General features: G+C 44.7%; 15 protein-coding genes. 8 read left to right on the plus strand and 7 right to left on the minus strand.

Annotated features, from left to right (window positions below):
* Window positions 1-170: 170 nt before the first annotated feature.
* From panC to sfsA, 7 genes are all read right to left on the minus strand, one after another.
* Complete coding sequence (panC, locus tag AB6D07_RS03645; RefSeq protein WP_017103847.1) at window positions 171-1,061, minus strand: pantoate--beta-alanine ligase; 891 nt, start codon at window positions 1,059-1,061, stop codon at window positions 171-173.
* An 8-nt stretch (window positions 1,062-1,069) separates the two neighbouring features.
* A complete protein-coding gene (gene panB, locus AB6D07_RS03650) occupies window positions 1,070-1,864 on the minus strand; it encodes a 3-methyl-2-oxobutanoate hydroxymethyltransferase (protein WP_009847585.1) in 795 nt (264 codons plus the stop codon).
* 22 nt (window positions 1,865-1,886) lie between these two features.
* The gene (folK, locus tag AB6D07_RS03655) at window positions 1,887-2,372 is read right to left on the minus strand and encodes a 2-amino-4-hydroxy-6-hydroxymethyldihydropteridine diphosphokinase (protein WP_017103848.1); all 486 of its coding nucleotides are present in this window, start codon (window positions 2,370-2,372) and stop codon (window positions 1,887-1,889) included.
* Window positions 2,369-3,724 (minus strand): polynucleotide adenylyltransferase PcnB, encoded by a 1,356-nt coding sequence (gene pcnB / locus AB6D07_RS03660; RefSeq protein WP_009847583.1) that lies wholly within the window; start codon window positions 3,722-3,724, stop codon window positions 2,369-2,371. Before pcnB ends, folK begins: the two co-directional genes overlap by 4 nt.
* A 156-nt stretch (window positions 3,725-3,880) precedes the next feature.
* Complete coding sequence (gene gluQRS / locus AB6D07_RS03665; RefSeq protein WP_017103849.1) at window positions 3,881-4,783, minus strand: tRNA glutamyl-Q(34) synthetase GluQRS; 903 nt, start codon at window positions 4,781-4,783, stop codon at window positions 3,881-3,883.
* 147 nt (window positions 4,784-4,930) lie between these two features.
* Window positions 4,931-5,377: an RNA polymerase-binding protein DksA gene (gene dksA, locus AB6D07_RS03670; protein ID WP_009847581.1), complete on the minus strand. Its 447-nt coding sequence runs from the start codon at window positions 5,375-5,377 to the stop codon at window positions 4,931-4,933.
* Window positions 5,378-5,512: 135 nt separating this feature from the next.
* Window positions 5,513-6,271 carry a DNA/RNA nuclease SfsA gene (sfsA, locus tag AB6D07_RS03675; protein ID WP_012604729.1) on the minus strand — a complete coding sequence of 253 codons (759 nt, stop codon included), beginning with the start codon at window positions 6,269-6,271 and terminating at the stop codon, window positions 5,513-5,515.
* Window positions 6,272-6,365: 94 nt separating this feature from the next.
* On the opposite strand from sfsA, the gene hrpB reads away from it, so the two are divergent.
* The 8 genes from hrpB (at window position 6,366) to AB6D07_RS03715 (ending at window position 19,973) form a co-directional block, all read left to right on the plus strand.
* Window positions 6,366-8,804, plus strand: coding sequence for an ATP-dependent helicase HrpB (gene hrpB / locus AB6D07_RS03680; RefSeq protein ID WP_032500829.1), 2,439 nt, complete (start codon window positions 6,366-6,368; stop codon window positions 8,802-8,804).
* Window positions 8,801-11,200 (plus strand): penicillin-binding protein 1B, encoded by a 2,400-nt coding sequence (gene mrcB, locus AB6D07_RS03685; protein ID WP_017103851.1) that lies wholly within the window; start codon window positions 8,801-8,803, stop codon window positions 11,198-11,200. The genes hrpB and mrcB overlap by 4 nt, the downstream gene beginning before the upstream one ends.
* Before the next feature lie 38 nt (window positions 11,201-11,238).
* Window positions 11,239-13,581 carry a patatin-like phospholipase family protein gene (locus tag AB6D07_RS03690; protein WP_372091196.1) on the plus strand — a complete coding sequence of 781 codons (2,343 nt, stop codon included), beginning with the start codon at window positions 11,239-11,241 and terminating at the stop codon, window positions 13,579-13,581.
* Window positions 13,582-13,853: 272 nt separating this feature from the next.
* Window positions 13,854-16,442 carry a bifunctional aconitate hydratase 2/2-methylisocitrate dehydratase gene (gene acnB / locus AB6D07_RS03695; RefSeq protein WP_029223086.1) on the plus strand — a complete coding sequence of 863 codons (2,589 nt, stop codon included), beginning with the start codon at window positions 13,854-13,856 and terminating at the stop codon, window positions 16,440-16,442.
* Between the two features lie 159 nt (window positions 16,443-16,601).
* On the plus strand, window positions 16,602-16,970 hold the full coding sequence (locus AB6D07_RS03700) for a YacL family protein (protein ID WP_029223087.1): 369 nt from the start codon (window positions 16,602-16,604) through the stop codon (window positions 16,968-16,970).
* 226 nt (window positions 16,971-17,196) lie between these two features.
* Window positions 17,197-17,535 (plus strand): P-II family nitrogen regulator, encoded by a 339-nt coding sequence (gene glnK / locus AB6D07_RS03705; RefSeq protein ID WP_004738200.1) that lies wholly within the window; start codon window positions 17,197-17,199, stop codon window positions 17,533-17,535.
* A 27-nt stretch (window positions 17,536-17,562) separates the two neighbouring features.
* Complete coding sequence (locus AB6D07_RS03710) at window positions 17,563-18,792, plus strand: ammonium transporter (protein WP_017097325.1); 1,230 nt, start codon at window positions 17,563-17,565, stop codon at window positions 18,790-18,792.
* A gap of 164 nt (window positions 18,793-18,956) precedes the next feature.
* Window positions 18,957-19,973 carry a Fe(3+) ABC transporter substrate-binding protein gene (locus AB6D07_RS03715; protein WP_012604721.1) on the plus strand — a complete coding sequence of 339 codons (1,017 nt, stop codon included), beginning with the start codon at window positions 18,957-18,959 and terminating at the stop codon, window positions 19,971-19,973.
* Window positions 19,974-20,192: the final 219 nt, after the last annotated feature.

Below are 20,192 nucleotides of genomic sequence, written 5' to 3' on the forward strand. Positions count from 1 at the left end.
CTTTTGGTTATCCAAGAGCTATTAGTTATCCAGGATCTATTAGTTATCTAGGAGCTATTAATTATCCTGAATCGCAGGCAAAGAAAAAGGTCGATATTACATCGACCTTTTTTATGTTTTTCATTTGTGCTTTGCGTTAGGACCTGGTTTACGTAAAAAGAAGAAAGCGATTACTCAGCAGTTTCTTCTTTCACTTCTTCTTTCGTTTCCGTGACCAAATCTAAAACTTGGTTGTCGATAAGACGAGTCTTACCTAGGAAAGCCGACATTAGAATCACTGCTTGAGTCGATTCTGAAGTGATTGCTTGTAACGTTTTCACATCACAAATGAATATTTCATCCGGTTGTAGGTCTGCTGCGCGCAGTTGGTCTGTTGCATCTTCAATGACAGACGCGTAATCATCACGACCACCACGAATAGCACTGCTGATCCAACGCATAGTGCGCGCTAGAACTGGAGCTCGCTGACGTTCGTCAATCGTTAGGTTGCTATTGCGAGAGCTCATTGCTAAACCATCCATTTCACGAACAGTCGCTACGCCCACAATCTCAATGTCTAGCGCTAAGTCAGTTGTCATCTGGCGAATCACAGCAAGTTGTTGGAAATCTTTCTCACCGAAGCATGCAAAGTCTGGCTGAACGATATTAAACAGTTTCGTGACAATTGTTGATACACCGCGGAAGTGACCTGGACGAGAGGCACCTTCAAGCATATGAGATATACCCGGGACTTCAACAAACGTCTGTTTGTCCAATCCATCTGGGTACATAACCTCTGGTGTTGGCGTAAAGACTAACTCAACACCTTCGCCTGTTAGTTTGTTTAAATCGGCTTCTAACGTACGAGGGTAGTTATTTAGGTCGTCGGCGCGATCAAACTGCATTGGGTTAACAAAAATGCTTACAACAACAATGTCAGCTAGTTCACGAGCTTTCTTGACCAGAGTTAGGTGACCTTCATGTAGGTTTCCCATTGTTGGGACAAAAGCAACCGTACGTCCATCACGCTTAAACTGTTTAATCTGCTCACGAAGAGCCGCTATTTCAGCAAAAGTTTGCATAGTTACTCCTAAGCGATTGTATGAGCATCATCAGGGAAACGTGCGCTCTCTACTTCTTCTTTGTATAGAGCGACGGCTTTACGCATATCACCTGTTTCAGCTAGGAAATTCTTAGAGAATTTCGGCATGTAGTTCGCAGAAATACCGAACATGTCATGCATAACCAAGATCTGACCATCGGTAACATTACCTGCGCCGATGCCGATAACCGGTACGTCACAAGCTTCTGTAATTCTTTTTGCTAATGAAGCTGGTACACATTCAAGAAGAACGATTTGAGCACCTGCATTTTGTAGTGCTAGCGCATCAGCAACCATTTTATCGGCTTGCTCGTTGTCACGACCTTGAACTTTGTAACCACCAAAAATGTTTACCGATTGAGGCGTTAAGCCTAAGTGTGCACATACTGGTACAGCACGTTCTGTTAGCATCTTCACAGTTTCAATCAACCAGCTTCCGCCTTCGATTTTCACCATATTCGCACCAGCGCGCATTAAGGTTGCTGCGTTCTCACAGGCTTGCTCTGGTGTGGCATAACTCATGAATGGCATGTCAGCCATAAGAAGACAGTTTGGGCTCCCAGCACGCACTGAGCGAGTATGGTAAGCAATATCTTCAACGGTTACTGGTAATGTATCGTTACGACCTTGTAGAACCATGCCAAGTGAGTCACCGACAAGTAGAACTGGCATATCTTGGCTTTCGAATAATTGAGCAAAACTTGCATCATAAGCTGTCGACGTCGCGAATTTACGGCCTTCTTGTTTGCACTTGATTAGGTCGTTAATGGTTACTTTTTTCATTGATTTTCCTTAATGCGCTTGGCTATTGCTGCCAAACATTGAGCCCGTTCTTATCTACTATTTTTAGTAGTTCTGTCAGCTCAGTCCCATCAGGGAGTTGTAAACTTGGTGCGATTTCAGCAAGCGGGTAGAGCACAAATTCTCTTTCTTTCATTCCGTAATGAGGAACGGTTAAGCGCTCTGAATCGATCACCTCATTGCCGTATAACACGATATCGAGATCCAAGGTTCTTGGCCCCCAACGCTCGTCTTTACGGACGCGCCCTTGCTCTTGCTCGATCTTTTGAGTGCAATCAAGCAGTTCAATTGGCGTTAATTCTGTTCTAATTGCTACTACCGCGTTGATGTAGTCGGGTTGGTTTTGCGGCCCCATTGGAGTGCTACTATATAGCTGTGAGGTCGCAACAAACGTTGTTCGCGGAAGATTCTTTAGCGTTTCGATAGCCAAGTTTGCTTGGCTAACGGGGTCGGCAAGATTACTGCCGACCGCAATGTAAGCCGTTATCATTCTGATTGCTTACTCTTTTTGTTCCTGTAAGTCTTACGGCGGCGATGACCCGACTTTGATGGTGCTGCTACGTCATTAGCCATCGCTTGACGCATATTGCGTCCTGCTGTCTGATAACGCTCCCACCATTTTGCTAGTTCTTTGGTTTCGCCACCTTCAATTTCGCCACGCATTTCTAGGAAATCGTAGCCAGCACGGAACTTGTTGAGTTCCATCAGGCGAACGGCACGTTTACCGTTGCGGCGAGGCAGTCGTAGTTGCAGTTGCCAAACTTCGCGAATGGTTGCGGTATGGCGACGAGGAATCGCAATTGATTTTACTTGTCGATCAAGAATGATGTTACTTGCTTCCATGATCGCATCGTAGTGCGCCATACCCTGTTCAGCGACAAGCTTGTCTGCCAACTTGTTCATTGGGTACCATAGCATTGCAGCAAACATAAACGCGGGGTTTACTCGCTTGCCATCTTCGATGCGAAGGTCAGTCGAGTCGAGTACCAAATCAAGCATCTGCTCGGTATGTGAGTCGTAGCCTTCTGTGAAGTGTTCCGCTACTGAAGGGAACATCTGCTGGAACAGGTTGTACTCACGCATCAAGTGGTAGGTTTCTAAACCGTGACCTGATTGCAGTAATTTTAGAGACTCTTCGTAAAGGCGCGCTGCTGGGATATCTTTTAGAAGGTGTGCTAACTCTTCAATTGGGTCGGCTGTATCTTCCTCAATATCAAAATCCAGTTTAGCGGCGAAGCGCATTGCACGTAGCATGCGTACTGGGTCTTCGCGGTAACGCGTTTCTGGATCGCCAATCAGGCGGATCAGCTTATCTTCTAAATCTTCTACACCACCCGCGTAATCGTGGATGCTATAGTCTGCAATGTTGTAGTACATCGCATTGATTGTGAAGTCACGACGTTCTGCATCTTCATCAACATTGCCGTACACGTTATCGCGTAGCAACATACCTTCTTCAGATTGCGCAGAAACGTTTTTCGATGGCTCTTGGTGGTGGCCACGGAAAGTTGCTACTTCAATGATGTCACGACCAAACATGATATGTGCCAAGCGAAAACGTCGACCGATAAGGCGACAGTTTCTGAATAGGTGCTTGATTTGCTCTGGCGTTGCGTTGGTCGCGATATCAAAATCTTTTGGCTGAGAGCCTAATAAGATGTCGCGTACACCACCACCGACTAGAAATGCGTCAAAACCCGCACCATTCAGGCGATATAACACTTTAAGTGCATTGTCGCTGATCTGCTTGCGTGAAATATTGTGCTCTTGACGAGTATAAATATTCAGAGCTAATTCGTGGAATCCGCGTTGTTCGCTTGGGGTATTGTCGTTTGTATTCATTAGTTTATAACAAAGTAGGTATCGCCAGCTTTGTTTTTCTCTTAGTCCAAAGTGGTAGTGCAGAGTTTAATTGCGGCTAATAATAGCTTAGCGCGAGCCATTTGAGAACATCGTCTGCTTAGTCACAGGTATTTGTTAGGGTATTTTTATGTATCGTTATTGCGATTTGCCGTTAGTTTCGAACTCATTGCTGTGCTCTTTTTGTAAACTATCAGGTAACTGATTGACGTTCCATTGCTGGCAGCCCCACAATAAAACTTCATCCATTGACGCTTCGAAAAGAGCATTCGGGATATCAAAACCTAAGAATCGCATCGCATTGATTAACGTCGGTTTTGGGTTGTCGAGATCTATCGCGGTGGCATGATTTTGTTTTGACAGTTTATTCCCCAAGCCATCGGTTGCCAATGGTAAGTGCAAGTAGCTCACGTTTTTTTGCTTGAGCGTCTTATACAAACTGATTTGTCGACCTGTTGGTTCTATCAGATCTGCACCTCTAACGACTTCTGTTACCCCTTGTTCGATGTCATCAAGGACAACTGCCAAGTTATAGGCAAACAACCCATCTCTGCGCTTGATAATAAAATCTTCTTCAGCCAATGCTTTGGGAATTTGAATCGTGCCGTGACGAACATCGTCAAAGGACTCGATGGGAAAGTCCATACACAAGCGCACCGCCTGTTCGCCTGAATCAACCAAACCTTTGTCTCGGCAGTGGCCACTATAAAACCCACCCAAGGACTTTATCTGCTTACGGGTACATTGACAGTAGTAGGCCTGATTGTCAGTGACCCATTGATCAATTTGAGCTTGATATAGGTCATGACGCTGGCTTTGATAAACGACTTCACCGTCCCAATACAGGTGGTAAGCCTCAAGCGTCTTAAGAATGAGGTCTGCAGCGCCAGCCATTTCTCTTGGCGGATCGAGGTCTTCCATACGAACTAACCATTGTCCTTGGTTAGATTTCGCTTGAAAGTAGCTACCAAGAGCAGCAACCAGTGAGCCAAAATGAAGAGGACCTGACGGTGATGGTGCAAAGCGTCCGATATAATTCATAAGTGAAAACCTAATCTTGATGGTACCGCAGTAGCCGATTCTTAAGACGTTTGGCGATTAGTTTATCGCTATCAACAACGATATAAACCGCTTTTTAAAACAAACAAAAAAGGGAGCCAAAGCTCCCTTTCTTTACATCCGCAAGAATTAACCTTGCATCTGTTTCTCTTTGATCTCTGCAAGTGTTTTACAGTCAATACAAAGGTCAGCAGTTGGACGAGCTTCAAGACGACGAATACCAATCTCGACACCGCAAGAGTCGCAGAAGCCGAAATCGTCTTCTTCGATCTTATCTAGTGTCTTCTCAATTTTCTTGATAAGACGGCGCTCACGGTCACGGTTACGTAACTCTAGGCTGAATTCTTCTTCTTGAGAAGCTCGGTCAACAGGATCTGGAAAATTCGCTGCTTCGTCCTGCATGTGGTGCACAGTACGATCAACTTCTTCCCTGAGCTGGTTGCGCCAAGCTGATAAAATTTTTGTAAAATGTTCCGTTTGCTCAGGTGACATGTACTCTTCACCTGTCTTTGCTTGGTACGGTTCAACACCTGCGATGGCTAGGATGCCTAGCGCTTTTTTCTTAGATTCTGGCATACAGCATCTCCTATTTACACCTAGTCAACTGCAAAGCAGCTAATTTTAAGGCGGGTATCTATAGCAGAAAGAACGAATGGTGGCAAATACTCTTGTTAAAACTTGCAATCAATGTGAATAGTTCAGCATTTTTGCTTAGCTATTGATAAATTCAACGGCTTGTTTTAGTTGTATTTGAGTACTGCTGAGCTCTGCTTTATAGCAAAGCACTTCAACTCCAGCGTCTTGTGCTTGTTTTAGTAATAACGAATATTTGGCGTCTATATGGTGTGCCGCAGACACTTTTTCAATGCCTGAATGTAAAACAGTGAATAAAAGTACGGCTCTACTTCCAGATTCGACCATTTCTGTGAGTTCTCGCAGATGTTTTTGGCCTCTAGTTGTCACTGCATCAGGGAAAAAACCTTGCCCTTCGGTCGATGCTTGTTGTTTAGTTGATATTTGTTGCTTAGTTGACACTTGTTCGTCGAGCAAAGTGACACTTTTTACTTCGATATAGCAAGGCGGCTTTTCGTTATCTTCAAGCAGAATATCAATGCGACTATTCTCACTGCCATATTTCACTTCGGTTCGTAACGCGTTATAACCTAAGAGTTCAACTATAGTCCCATTTTCAATTGCTTCCACCGCTAGCTGGTTTGCCCGCGCAGTATTTACACAAATACGGTGACCTTTGTCTGTTTCTGAGATCTCCCAGCTGTTTGGGTACTTTCTTTTTGCATTGTCTGACGTTGAGTACCACACCGTATTGCCAGGAGTCGCACATCCTGTCATCGCTCCGGTGTTAGCGCAGTGGATAGTACGCTCGCTGCCGTCTGGAAGTTGGATGTCAGTGAGAAAGCGTTTATAGCGTTTAATAAGAGTCGCTGGCTCTAATGGAGGATTGAAGTGCATATTACTTATTTAGAGAGGTAGGTTTTTATGTACAATGTTGCCAACATTACACCACAAGGTTCACCCATTGCCACAACTGCCCATAGAAGCTGTGATGCCAGATCTGCTCGCTGGCGTACAAACACACACTCAACTTATTCTAAAGGCCGCTCCCGGTGCCGGTAAGTCAACATTCTTCCCTTTACAGTTGGTTAAGACTAATGCCGTTCAAGGCAAAATCATTATGCTTGAACCAAGGCGTTTGGCTGCAAGGAATATTGCTACTTACTTAGCGAGCCAACTAGGAGAGAAAGTGGGAGAGAGCATAGGTTTTAGGGTTCGTGGTGAATCTAAAACCAGTAGTGCGACTCGCTTGGAAATCGTGACTGAAGGGATCATGACGAGAATGATCCAAACCGACCCTGAATTGACTGGGGTTGATATGGTGATCTTTGATGAATTTCATGAACGCAGCATTCACGCAGATACCGCATTGGCGTTTAGCTTGGAGATCCAAGATGCGCTGCGTGACGATCTAAAAGTGGTGGTGATGTCGGCAACCTTAGATCAACACGCTCTGCAATCTTTGTTACCTGATGCCAAGTATGTTGAATCGCAAGGCCGAACTTTCCCTGTCGACTTCTACTATCAGCCATTAGGCTCGAATGAATATTTAGCACCTAAAATGGCTAAGGTGATTCAATCTCTGATGGAGAAAGAATCGGGTTCACTTTTGGCTTTCTTACCGGGTGCCTCGGCGATAAAACAAGTGGAATCACAACTTGGGCAACTTGTCAGTGATATTGACGTGTGTCCGTTGTATGGCCAATTGAGTTTTGAACAGCAGCAGAGAGCGATCGCGCCATCGGTGAAAGGGCGTCGAAAAGTGGTATTAGCCACTAACATTGCGGAAACTTCTTTGACGATTGAGGGGATTCGCTTAGTTGTTGATTCGGGATTGGAGCGAGTAGCAAAGTTCGATTTGAAAACTGGAATCACCAAACTTGAGCAAGTAAAAATCTCACAATCCTCAGCAGAACAAAGAGCGGGTCGTGCTGGGCGAATCGAAGAAGGCTTATGTGTTCGCTTGTACAGTGAAACACAGTTGATGCAACAACCATCCGTTCCTGAACCTGAAATACTTCATTCTGATCTCTCTTCGCTGGTGGCTGAATTGACGCAATGGGGAGCAAGTAGTGCCGATGAGCTTCATTGGTTAGATGTTCCGCCACAGGCATCGATTGAGCAAGCGACAGAACTGTTACAAGAGCTTGATTTATTAGATAGTAATGGGCAATTTACTCCGCTCGGTAAGCAAGCCCAGCGCCTAGGTATTGAGCCGCGTATCGCTAGTATGCTGATCAAAGCTCAGCAAAACAGTCCAGCCTTGTTGAATGTCGCGATTGTCGCTGCCGCTTTACTCGAAGAGCCTGAACGCAATGTGACGGATATTCAGCACTCTTTGCATCGACTGAAGCAAAGAAAACACTCAAAAAATAGCGTGGTGATGCAGCGAGCGAAAAGTCTCGCCAGCAAACTCAATCATCACTTAGATTTGTCACAAGTTGACGAATCATTGCTACCATTAGTGCTTTGTTTTGCATTCCCAGACCGAATTGCACAAGCGAGAAGTGCGAGCAGCAGTGCTTTTCTTCTGGCGAATGGTCACGGTGCTGAAGTTCGTGATGATGATCCATTGGCGAATAATGACTATATCGTCGTGATTGATTTGATGCGCAGCACAGGGCGAGCCAGTCAAGTTTTCTTAGCTACCGCGGTTGATATTGCGCAGCTAGAAGTTGAATTTCCAAAACTGTTTTTGTGTTCCGATTACGCCGATTGGGATGAGAAACGTGGTCGCTTAGTGGCAGAGCAGCGAGTGTCTTTGGGGAAGTTGATTATCAGCACCAAAGCTTTACCAGAACCCGATGCGAATCAGGCGAGCCAAGCGCTACTGAATTATATCGCTCGCTGCGGACTGGAGCGTTTACATTGGACGTCTTCAGCTAAACAGCTCGTTGAGCGTGTACGCTGCGCACAGCTTTGGATGCCAGAGCATGATTGGCCAGCGATGGATGACGCGAGTTTGATTGAGCATCTTGATGAGTGGCTATCACCCTATCTGAATGGTATTAAGTCAGCCAAAGGGCTGTCGAATGTATCGATTGAACAAGCACTGTCGGCTTATCTTGGCTGGCCTCTGAATAAAGAAATAGATCAATGGCTACCGACTAATTACCTGATGCCAACGGGCAGTAAGAAGTCGATTCGATACCAATATCAATCTGAGCCAATGATCTCTGTTCGAATGCAGGAAGTCTTTGGTGAGCAAGATTCACCCTTGATTGCCCAAGGGCGTAAAAAGGTGGTGCTTGAGTTGCTTTCTCCTGCGCAACGACCACTGCAAATTACTCAGGATTTAGCCGGCTTTTGGGCTGGCGCGTACAAAGAAGTACAAAAAGAGATGAAAGGCCGTTACCCAAAACATCCTTGGCCGGATGACCCTGCTAATCATGTAGCAACCACTAAAACTAAACGACAGTTGAACCGATGATGACCAAAATGTTAACGCCAAAAAAGGCACCACCTAAAAAAGCGCCAGCAAAGAAGTCACCAGCGACGAAAGGCAAGCCTAGAAAGCCAAGAGCAGCAGCGAAAAAGACTAAACCTAAGGCTAAGCCGTCTGGTAAGAGAGGTTGGTTGAAGATTCTGTGGGGCATTTCTTGGAAAGCTGGCTTAGCACTTGCCGCATTGCTGTTGTTCGTCGGTATTTATCTGGATTCAGTGGTTAAGCAGCGTTTTGAAGGTCAGCTTTTTGATCTGCCAACCGTTGTTTATGCTCGTGTGTTGGATCTGTCTCCGGGGACTGCGGTGAGTTTGGTACAGGTTAAGAATGAACTGGATGTACTTAATTACCGTAAAGTGAATTCTCCTCGTCACCCAGGTGAGTACTCTTCTTCTTCAACCAAGATTGAAATGATTCGTCGTCCGTTCGAGTTTGTCGATGGACCTGAAGCGGATCGTCATGTGATGCTGCATTTCAACGGTAACGAGTTAACTCGTATACAGTCGCTAGAGAAGAAAGGCGACATGGGCTATCTACGTGTTGAACCGAAAATGCTGGGTATGCTTGAAAAAAGTAACGATGAGCAACGCCTGTTCTTAAAACGTAATCAGTTCCCAGAAGTGATGGTTGATGCCTTATTAGCAACTGAAGACCGAAGCTTCTATCAACACGATGGGGTATCGCCATTAGCAATCGCTCGTGCAATGGTCGTTAACGTCAAAGCTGGGCGAACGGTACAGGGCGGTAGCACGCTGACACAACAGTTGGCAAAAAACCTATTCCTGTCCAGTGAGCGTACATTGTGGCGTAAGGTTCGTGAAGCCTACATTGCGCTTATCTTGGACCATCGTTACAGCAAAGACCGTATTCTAGAGGCTTACTTAAACGAGGTTTACCTTGGGCAAAATGGTGGGCAAGCGATTCATGGCTTCGGTTTAGCGTCTCGTTTGTATTTCGGTCAACCTATTCAAGAGCTCCGCATCGATCAACTAGCATTGCTGGTGGGTATGGTGAAAGGACCGTCGTATTACAATCCGGTTCGTTACCCTGAGCGTGCTAAGACTCGACGCGATCTGGTTCTTCGCTTATTGATGCAGCAAGACATATTAACTCCGCGACAATACGAAGAAGCGGCGAGTCGTGATTTGGATATTCAAGACAACCCACGTATTGCTAGTCGTCAGCCAGCTTACTTCCAGCAAGTAAACATTGAGCTTAAGAAGTATGTAGGCGATCGATTTGAAGCGAAAAAAGGGATTCGAGTCTTTACCTCTCTGGATCCCGTTTCCCAAGACAAGTTAGAAAAGTCGATTGCTCGTAAAGTGCCTGATTTATCGAAAACGGCAGGTAACAAACTGGAAGCCGCAGCTATTGCCGTGGATCGCAATACTGGTGAAATCCGAGCGATGGTTGGTGGTAAACGTACCGGTTACGATGGTTTTAACCGTGCTTTGAATGCGAGTCGCCCTATTGGTTCTTTGGTTAAGCCTGCCATCTACTTAACCGCATTGGAACAACCTCAGAAGTATACGTTGGCGACAACATTGAAGGACACCCCACTGAGCTTGAAAGGCAGTAAGGGCAGCGTATGGAGCCCAAGAAACTTCGATCGTAAGTTCCGTGGCGATGTGCCCTTGTATGTGGCGCTTTCTAAGTCTTATAACGTACCTACCGTTCGTTTAGGCATGCAGTTAGGCATTGATAGCGTCTCGGACACCATTGGTAAGCTGGGTGTCGATAAAAATGAGATTCGCCCAGTACCGTCGATGTTTTTGGGTTCGTTCTCACTGACTCCGTTCCAAGTTGCTCAGATGTACCAAACCATTACCAACTCTGGTCGCATTGCGCCTTTGTCTGCACTTCGTTCTGTTGTTGATAATGATGGCGAAGTTCTGTATCAATCGATTCCTCGTGTATCGCAAAGCGTTGACCAGCAGGCAGCTTGGTTAACAACGTATGCCATGAAGCGGGGTGTATCGGAAGGTACAGGTCGTTTCTTACAAGGTCAGTTTGCATGGGCTGGGTTAGCTGGTAAAACGGGCACAAGTAATGACAGTCGAGACAGTTGGTTCGTGGGTGTTGATGGTCGTGAAGTCACGACGATTTGGTTAGGCCGAGATGATAATAAACCGACTAAACTAACCGGTTCTAGCGGTGCGTTGCGTGTCTATGCCGATTATCTGAAGCAAAGAACGCCTGAACAACTATTACTGCCTTGGCCAACAGGAATTGCGACCGCTAGCTTTACTCGAACTTCTGAAGGGGCGTTAGAGTTTGACTGTGGTGGTACAGTCAAATTGCCGGTCTGGGATGAAAGTGGCAGCATTAAAAAGGGCTGTGAAAGTCAACCAAAACAGTGGCTAAAGAAGCTTTTTCAGTGGTAAAGTCATAACAGAAAAGAATGACAAGGATAGTTTAGATAATGATTTCTCGTTGGTTAGTGAGTAGCTTGGGTATTGTCGGTACTGTGATCAGTTTTCAACTGTTTGCCGCTACTGCAGCACAGGTTGATTCATCAGAACATGTTGAACTTAAACAAGCTCATAAAAGGCCAACCGTTGCTGTCGTTCTTGCTGGTGGTGGGGCAAAAGGTGCAGCTCACATCGGTGTGCTTAAAGCCCTAGAAGAGATGCAAATTCCGGTTGATTACATTACCGGTACCAGCATGGGCGCATACGTTGGTGGTCTTTATGCGACAGGGATGAGCGCAGATGAGATCGAGAGCTTTATTTATACGGTTGATTGGAATCGTGGTTATCGCGATCGCGTTAACCGTAGTGATCGCCGTGTGCGAGACAAAGAATATGAAGACCGTTATCAACTGAATACCGATCTCGGTTTAGGTTGGGGCGAAATCAAAGCCAGAAAAGGTGTGGTTCAAGGTCAGAATATGTTGCGTATTCTGCGCGAGACCACTGGTAATTTATCTCCCCTCGATTCTTTCGACAGCCTCGCTATTCCATATCGCTCTGTCGCAACCGATATTATCGACCTTGAAGAAGTCGTGATCGATCATGGTCACCTTGTTGATGCGATGATGGCGAGTATGTCAGTACCTGGAGCACTTCCTCCTTATGAAGTTGATGGGCGAATGTTGGTCGATGGTGGTGTCACCAATAACATGCCTGTTGATGTTGCTAGAGCGATGGGTGCTGACATAGTTATTGCGATTGATATCAGTACTAACTACAAAAGCAAAGAAGACTTCACTAACTTTTTAGCCGCAGCAGACCAACTCTCTAATTACCTTGTTCAACGCAGCACTCAAGAGCAAGCCGCGACGTTAACAGACGATGATTTTTTCTTACGTCCTGATGTTGGGCAAATGGAGACCACCGAGTTCGATAAAATGCCGACGGCTTATCATGCTGGATACGAAGCAACAAGGCAGTATACGGATCAGCTTTCTAAGTTGGCGCTCTCTAACGCAGACTATCAAAAGTATATAGATCATAAACAGCAAGCTCGAAAGCAGCTAAAACATGGCGACCAGACTGTCGTTGATAGAGTTATTATTAACAACAACAACACCCACTATTCAGATAAGTTGATCGAAAATCGTTTAAACCTCGATTCTGGTCAGGTTATTAAAACCAGTGAAATCGAATCTAAAGTGAAAGATCTTTATGCCTTAGATCGGTTCGAGTTGGTTACTTATGAATTTGAAAATGTTGATGGCGAGGATCAACTGCTGGTCGATGTGAATGAAAAATCTTGGGGGCCAAATTACCTCAATTTTCGATTTTTTCTTGAAGATGATTTCTCGACTACCAGCCAGTATTCGCTCGGTGTTTCTGCCAACTTTACTGACATTAACAAACATGGCGCAGAGTTAAGAACCAATCTTGAAATGGGTACTGACAAACGCATTGAGGCGGAACTCTTCTCACCATTCTTTTCGAGTCAAAAGTTGTTCACATCTGTGTCTATTGCTTACAGCAACCAGAATCGAAACCTGCCAGCAGGAATCGGCGAGATTGGAGAACCTACACTGGATGCAACCAAAGACTACTTACCAATGTCTTATCAAGAGTATCTGAGTGAATTTGCATTGGGCTATCAACCGACATTGTGGCAAGAGCTGAAATTTGGTGCACGTTATACAGATGGCAGTATTGAGGTGGCATCATTACCTTCACTAGGAAGTGGTGGCTATAAACGTATTGGTGCCTTTGCCAGTTATAGATTGGATACTTTGGATAACTTCAGTCTTCCTACCGAAGGTTATTTTGTCGATTTAGAGTACCTTATCTCTCATGATGACTTTGATAACGAGACTTCTAATGGTGAGGCTGATTTTGCTTCTGAGAGTGATACAGTCTTTGAACTTTCGGCCAATTTTATGGCGGCACAAAGCATTGAGAAGCATACTTTAGTCGCAAAGGTTGATTACGGCATCGTAGAAAGTAAAAACTCAGTCTTTCCGATTGATCCGAAAGAGTTAGGAGGGTTCCTCAATCTATCCGGTATTCCAAGAAATAGTTTGATCGGTCAGAACTTAGCTTACACCAGTTTGATCTACCGTTATAAGTGGTTTGAAAATGACTTCGGCCTCTTTGAATCACCGTTCTACGTGGGTGCCTCTATTGAACATGGTGGCGTTTGGTCGAACAATGACTTAAAACTGGATGAAGCTCCAATGTATACTGCAGGCTCTGTTTTTGCGGGTGTCGACTCACCCATCGGGCCGATCATATTAGCTTATGGTCGAACCGAAGATAACTTTGATTCGGTGTATCTGATTGTCGGTACTTCCTACAAATAATCATGCGTAGAGTCACCGTTTAACTGCGTAAATAGGCAAAAATAGTGGGACTTTCGTCTTAACTTGCTATGTTGGTCAAAATGATAAGATTTTAATTTAACGTTAAATTTGCTATTCTACCGCCCACAGTTTGGCCTCTATGATGCCGCTCATCAATACAAATTGAATGACAAAAATGGCAATGGAGAGCCAAGTTTCCAAGGATGTTCGCTTCTTTATTTTACTAATAATTATGAAGGTAAGAAGTGAACCGCAATGAGAGGAAAAAAGTCGTGCTTGAAGCCTACCGTAAACACGTCGAAGAACGTGCTGCCGAGGGAGTTGTCCCAAGACCACTAGATGCTGAGCAAGTCGCTGGCCTAGTTGAACTTCTAAAGAATCCACCTCAAGGTGAAGAAGAAATCATTCTTGACCTACTAGAAAATCGCATTCCACCGGGTGTAGATGAAGCTGCTTACGTAAAAGCTGGCTTCCTTACGGCTATCACTAAAGGTGAAGTAGCTTCTCCACTAGTAAGCAAAGCAAAAGCTGCACAACTGCTTGGTACTATGCAAGGTGGTTACAACATCGAGTCTCTAGTGTCTCTGTTAGACGATGCTGAGCTTGCTCCAATCGCAGTTAAAGCCCTGTCTCATACTCTACTGATGTTCGATGCGTTTTACGATGTAGAAGATAAAGCGAAAGCAGGTAATGCTTCAGCACAACAAGTACTTCAATCTTGGGCTGATGCTGAATGGTTTACAGCGAAAAACAAAGTAGCGGAAAAGATCACCGTTAAAGTATTTAAAGTTACCGGTGAAACTAACACTGATGACTTATCACCAGCGCCTGATGCATGGTCACGTCCTGATATCCCAGTGCACGCGAAAGCGATGCTGAAGATGGAACGTGATGGCATTACTCCTGATGAACAGGGTAGCGTTGGTCCAATCAATCAAATTGAAGAAATGCAAAAAGACGGCATTCCACTGGCTTACGTTGGTGATGTTGTTGGTACAGGTTCTTCACGTAAATCGGCAACAAACTCAGTACTTTGGTTTATGGGTGAAGATATCCCATTCGTACCAAACAAGCGTACTGGCGGTGTTTGTCTGGGTGGTAAAATTGCACCAATCTTCTACAACACAATGGAAGATTCAGGCGCACTACCCATTGAACTGAACGTACAAGACATGAACATGGGCGATGTCATTGATATCTACCCGTACGAAGGTGTTGTTCACAAGAACGGTTCTGTGATTTCAAACTTTGAGCTAAGCAAAGTACTTCTTGATGAAGTGCGTGCTGGTGGCCGTATTCCACTGATCATTGGTCGTGGCCTAACGGGTCGTGCTCGTGATGCTCTAGGCCTAGCTGAAACCGATCTGTTTGCTAAACCAATCGATCCTTCTGCTTCTGATAAAGGCTACACATTAGCTCAGAAGATGGTAGGTAAAGCGTGTGGCGTTGAAGGTGTGCGTGCGGGTCAGTACTGCGAACCTAAAATGACGACAGTGGGTTCTCAAGATACTACGGGTCCTATGACGCGTGATGAGCTGAAAGATCTGGCTTGTCTTGGCTTCTCTGCGGATCTTGTGATGCAGTCTTTCTGTCACACATCTGCATACCCGAAACCAGTTGATGTAAACACTCACCATACACTGCCTGATTTCATCATGAACCGTGCAGGTGTTTCACTTCGTCCGGGTGATGGTGTTATCCACTCATGGTTAAACCGTATGCTTCTTCCTGATACTGTAGGTACAGGTGGTGACTCGCATACTCGTTTCCCTCTAGGTATTTCATTCCCTGCGGGTTCTGGCTTAGTAGCATTTGCTGCAGCAACAGGTGTTATGCCTCTTGATATGCCTGAATCAATCTTGGTTCGCTTTAAAGGTGAAATGCAGCCAGGTATCACGCTACGTGACCTAGTACATGCAATTCCGCTTTACGGTATCAAGCAAGGTCTACTAACGGTAGAGAAAGCAGGAAAGATCAATGAGTTCTCTGGTCGTGTACTAGAAATCGAAGGTGTTGAGCACCTATCTGTTGAGCAAGCATTTGAACTTTCAGATGCATCAGCAGAGCGTTCTGCGGCAGGTTGTACGGTTAAGCTATCTCAAGAGTCTATCGATGAGTACCTGAACTCGAATATCGTTATGCTTAAGTGGATGATCGCTGAAGGTTATGGTGATGTTCGTACGATTGAGCGTCGTATCACGGCAATGGAAGAGTGGTTAGCGAACCCTGAGTTGCTATCTGCTGATTCAGATGCGGAATACGCGCACGTTATCGAGATTGATCTTGCTGACATCGATCAACCAATCCTATGTGCGCCAAACGATCCAGATGATGCTCGTCTTCTTTCTGACGTTCAAGGCACTGAGATTCAAGAAGTGTTCATCGGTTCTTGTATGACCAACATCGGTCACTTCCGTGCTGCAGGTAAGATGCTAGAAGAGTTTAATGGCTCTTTAAATACTCGCCTGTGGGTTGCTCCGCCAACTAAGATGGATAAAGACCAACTGACAGAAGAAGGCTACTACGGCATCTTCGGTCGTGCTGGGGTTCGTATTGAAACTCCGGGTTGTTCATTATGTATGGGTAACCAAGCTCGTGTTGCTGATGCTTCGACGGTTATGTCTACGTCTACTCGTAACTTCCCGAACCGTTTAGGTAATGGTGCGAACGTTTATCTAGCTTCTGCTGAACTTTCTGCTGTTGGTGCGATTCTTGGTCGTATCCCAACTAAAGAAGAGTACTTAGCGTACGCAGAGAAGATTAATGCAACCGCTGCTGATACATACCGTTACCTGAATTTCCATAAAATGGGTCAGTACACGGACAAAGCAGACACGGTTATCTTCCAAGAACCCGCTTAATCGTTGACTGAGTAATATACAGACAGAACGCCTTCTATTCGTAGAAGGCGTTTTTTTATGTCTGAATGCTGGACAAAGAGCGACTCGATCTCTTGATGACTTCGCTATATACTCTCGCCTCATTTTTTACCCTATCTGTCATTAGTGCGCGGAGCCTTTATGGAATTTGAATTTACACGAAACACTTTAATGGGCGAGTACTATGTAAAGTGCAGCATGGGTCATGAAATTGTTGGCCGCTGGCTTCAAGAAGAGATCGGGAAAGATAAGCAGAAACTGGATCATGTGATGGCGTTGATTGAGCAATCTCGACAAGATCTGAGCAATGAAGTGACGCTACTAGGCAAAGAGATCAGCCTAGCGATTAATGAAGACGACGTAACGATTCAAGAAAATGTGCTAGGGCACGAACAAGAGATGGAAGAGGGCAGTGAGTTCGATTTCTATAATTGTGAAAGCGAAGCAAGCTGCGGAATTGACGATTTCGAGTTGCTCATCGAGCGTTGGATTGATTTTTTAGGTTACTAGTTGCTAATGATTTTGCATCGTGAAAGTTTCGTTGCCCAAAACTAGAGCAACGACAATGCAGCGCATTAAGATAGTGAAAAGGCCGCACCATATTGGTGCGGCCTTTTTCTTTTCTAAAACAGTATTGTTTCTATTTTATTTAAAATCAAATACTTAAGTTTTTGGCACGCTACTTGGATTGTAATAAGAGTATTAACGGATTAAGTGAAGAATTTAAGGAAAGAATATGAAATTAATAAATGCCATTGTAAAGCCATTCAAATTAGACGATGTACGCGAAGCGCTCTCTGATGTGGGTATTGAAGGTATGACGGTTTCTGAAGTGAAAGGCTTTGGTCGTCAGAAGGGGCACACTGAATTGTATCGTGGTGCAGAGTACCAGGTGGACTTCCTACCCAAGGTAAAGCTAGAGATTGCAACCCAAGCTGAAAATGTTGACCGAGTTGTTGAAGCGATTAGCCAAGCGGCGCACACCGGAAAAATCGGCGATGGCAAAATTTTTGTGTATGACCTAAGCCAAGCCGTACGAATTCGTACTGGTGAAATGGATGCTGAAGCACTTTAAAGAATTACAAGGACTGGAGACTTTAATATGGAACTTACAACAACAGTAACGGAACTACGTTACGCACTAGACACTTTTTTCTTCCTCATCTCAGGTGCGTTGGTCATGTGGATGGCTGCAGGCTTCGCAATGCTTGAAGCTGGTCTAGTTCGTTCAAAGAACACCACAGAAATTTTAACTAAGAACATTTGTTTGTACGCGATTGCTTGTACGACTTTCTTAGTCGTTGGTTACAACATTATGTATGTCGATAACGGCGAAGGTGGCTGGTTACCGTCATTTGGTACTCTGATTGGTACTCAAGGTGAAGGTGCAGACCACTCATTAGAATCAGACTTCTTCTTCCAAGTCGTTTTCGTTGCAACAGCAATGTCTGTGGTATCAGGTGCGGTTGCTGAGCGAATGAAACTTTGGTCATTCCTTATCTTCTCTGTCGTGCTAACAGCATTCATCTACCCAATGGAAGGTTACTGGACTTGGGGCGGTGGTTTCCTATCAGAAGCGGGTTTCAGTGACTTTGCTGGTTCAGGTATCGTACACATGGCTGGTGCTTCAGCAGCGTTAGCGGGTGTGCTTCTACTGGGCGCTCGTAAAGGTAAATATGGTAAGAACGGTGAAATCTACCCGATTCCAGGTTCAAACATGCCGTTAGCAACGCTAGGTACATTTATCCTTTGGTTTGGTTGGTTCGGTTTCAACGGCGGTTCTCAACTTATGGTTTCTGACTTTGAGAACGCGACAGCAGTAGGTCAAATCTTCCTTAACACCAACGCAGCAGCTGCAGCAGGTGCGATTGCAGCACTACTAGTATGTAAAACAACTTGGGGTAAAGCAGACCTAACAATGATTCTTAACGGTGCGTTAGCGGGCCTAGTAGCAATCACTGCAGACCCTCTATCACCATCACCTCTATTTGCTGTAGCGATTGGTTCTGTATCTGGTGCATTGGTTGTATTCAGCATCATCGCTCTAGACAAAGCTAAGATTGATGATCCAGTAGGTGCTATATCGGTACACGGTGTGTGTGGTTTCTTCGGTCTAATGGCTGTACCACTAAGCAATGCTGATGCAACGTTTGGTGCTCAACTATTGGGTGCAGCAGTAATCTTTGCATGGGTATTCGGTGCTAGCCTAGCGGTATGGGCAGTGCTTAAAGCAACAATCGGTATCCGAGTAACTGAAGATGAAGAACTTGAAGGTATGGACATGCACGATTGTGGTGTCGGTGCTTATCCAGAGTTTGTGTCTGTAAAATAGAACACTATGTATTAATTCATAATTTACAAATATTTACATATTACCCACTTGAAACCTGCTCTCATGAGCAGGTTTTTTTGTGCTCTATCATTGAAATTAATATTTTAATAAATATAATAACGCAACTGATATAGATTATCATTTCGATATAAAGGATTTTACCAATGAAAAAATTGCTAACTCTTTCAGCTCTAGCATGTAGCGCAATCGCACCAACGGCTGCAATCGCTGCTGAAGAAGTAAACGTATACTCTTACCGTCAACCTTTCCTTGTTGAACCTATGTTTGATGAGTTCACAAAAGAGACTGGTATCGAGGTGAATGTTAAGTTTGCTAAGAAAGGTTTAGCAGAGAAGCTAGCTCAAGAGGGCGAATACAGCCCAGCAGATGTGGTATTAACTGTTGATATCAGCCGTCTATCTGAGCTAACTGAAAAAGGTTTAGTTCAAGCTGTAGAAAGTGATGTTCTAGAAAAGAATATCCCAGCTCAGTACCAAGACACAGCTAACGAGTGGTTCGCTCTAACAACTCGTACACGTAGCGTATACTCTTCTCGTGACCGTGTTGGTCGTCTAGGTGAAGATTTCACTTACGCTGATCTAGCTAAGCCAGAATTCAAAGGTAAAATCTGTACACGTAGCGGTAAGCACCCATACAACGTTTCTCTAGTATCTTCGATGATTGCTCACAAAGGTGAAGCTGAAACGAAAGAATGGCTAGAAGGCGTAAAAGCAAACCTAGCACGTAAGCCTCAAGGTAATGACCGTGCACAAGTTAAAGCGATCAAAGAAGGTCTATGTGACGTTTCTCTTGGTAATAGCTACTACCTAGGTAAGATGGTTAACGATAAAGAGCAAAAAGCTTGGGCTGACGCTGTTTACCTTAACTTCCCTAACCAAGAGACAACAGGTACTCACGTAAATATCTCTGGTATGGCAATGGCTAAATTCTCTCCAAATAAAGAGAACGCGGTTAAGCTAATGGAATTCCTATCTGGTGACGTGGCGCAAGGCATGTACGCAGAAGTGAACTACGAATACCCAGTGAAAGCTGATGTTAAACCTTCAGAGCTTGTTGCTTCTTGGGGGGAATTCAAAGCTGATACAATTTCTCTAGATCAGATTGCTGACCACCACGCAGCTGCAATCAAGCTACTAGACGAAGTTAAGTTCGATCTATAATTTTTTACTGTAGGCTTCGGCCCAAGTAAAATGACAGCCTCAAGTCGCCATTTCGGTAACTTGGGGTTGTTTTGTTTTGGAAAATCACTTTTTGATACAAAGCTCCCCGTTAATCCCCAGAGTTATGAGCATCTCACCTTGAAGTCATTACAGTATATGGGTATAAATAACCCCCCATTAAAAGGATATGAGATGTATTTGCAAATGCATTTGTGTTTC

This window comes from Vibrio sp. 10N.239.312.C11, assembly GCF_041466065.1.
Taxonomy (GTDB): domain Bacteria; phylum Pseudomonadota; class Gammaproteobacteria; order Enterobacterales; family Vibrionaceae; genus Vibrio; species Vibrio tasmaniensis_A.

What these genes read in the sequence shown, in the direction of transcription:
- panC (WP_017103847.1), bottom strand. Translation starts at nt 1,061, where the DNA reads ATGCAAACTTTTGCTGAAATAGCGGCTCTTCGTGAGCAGATTAAACAG.
- panB (WP_009847585.1), bottom strand. Translation starts at nt 1,864, where the DNA reads ATGAAAAAAGTAACCATTAACGACCTAATCAAGTGCAAACAAGAAGGC.
- folK (WP_017103848.1), bottom strand. Translation starts at nt 2,372, where the DNA reads ATGATAACGGCTTACATTGCGGTCGGCAGTAATCTTGCCGACCCCGTT.
- pcnB (WP_009847583.1), bottom strand. Translation starts at nt 3,724, where the DNA reads ATGAATACAAACGACAATACCCCAAGCGAACAACGCGGATTCCACGAA.
- gluQRS (WP_017103849.1), bottom strand. Translation starts at nt 4,783, where the DNA reads ATGAATTATATCGGACGCTTTGCACCATCACCGTCAGGTCCTCTTCAT.
- dksA (WP_009847581.1), bottom strand. Translation starts at nt 5,377, where the DNA reads ATGCCAGAATCTAAGAAAAAAGCGCTAGGCATCCTAGCCATCGCAGGT.
- sfsA (WP_012604729.1), bottom strand. Translation starts at nt 6,271, where the DNA reads ATGCACTTCAATCCTCCATTAGAGCCAGCGACTCTTATTAAACGCTAT.
- hrpB (WP_032500829.1), top strand. Translation starts at nt 6,366, where the DNA reads ATGCCAGATCTGCTCGCTGGCGTACAAACACACACTCAACTTATTCTA.
- mrcB (WP_017103851.1), top strand. Translation starts at nt 8,801, where the DNA reads ATGATGACCAAAATGTTAACGCCAAAAAAGGCACCACCTAAAAAAGCG.
- AB6D07_RS03690 (WP_372091196.1), top strand. Translation starts at nt 11,239, where the DNA reads ATGATTTCTCGTTGGTTAGTGAGTAGCTTGGGTATTGTCGGTACTGTG.
- AB6D07_RS03700 (WP_029223087.1), top strand. Translation starts at nt 16,602, where the DNA reads ATGGAATTTGAATTTACACGAAACACTTTAATGGGCGAGTACTATGTA.
- glnK (WP_004738200.1), top strand. Translation starts at nt 17,197, where the DNA reads ATGAAATTAATAAATGCCATTGTAAAGCCATTCAAATTAGACGATGTA.
- AB6D07_RS03710 (WP_017097325.1), top strand. Translation starts at nt 17,563, where the DNA reads ATGGAACTTACAACAACAGTAACGGAACTACGTTACGCACTAGACACT.
- AB6D07_RS03715 (WP_012604721.1), top strand. Translation starts at nt 18,957, where the DNA reads ATGAAAAAATTGCTAACTCTTTCAGCTCTAGCATGTAGCGCAATCGCA.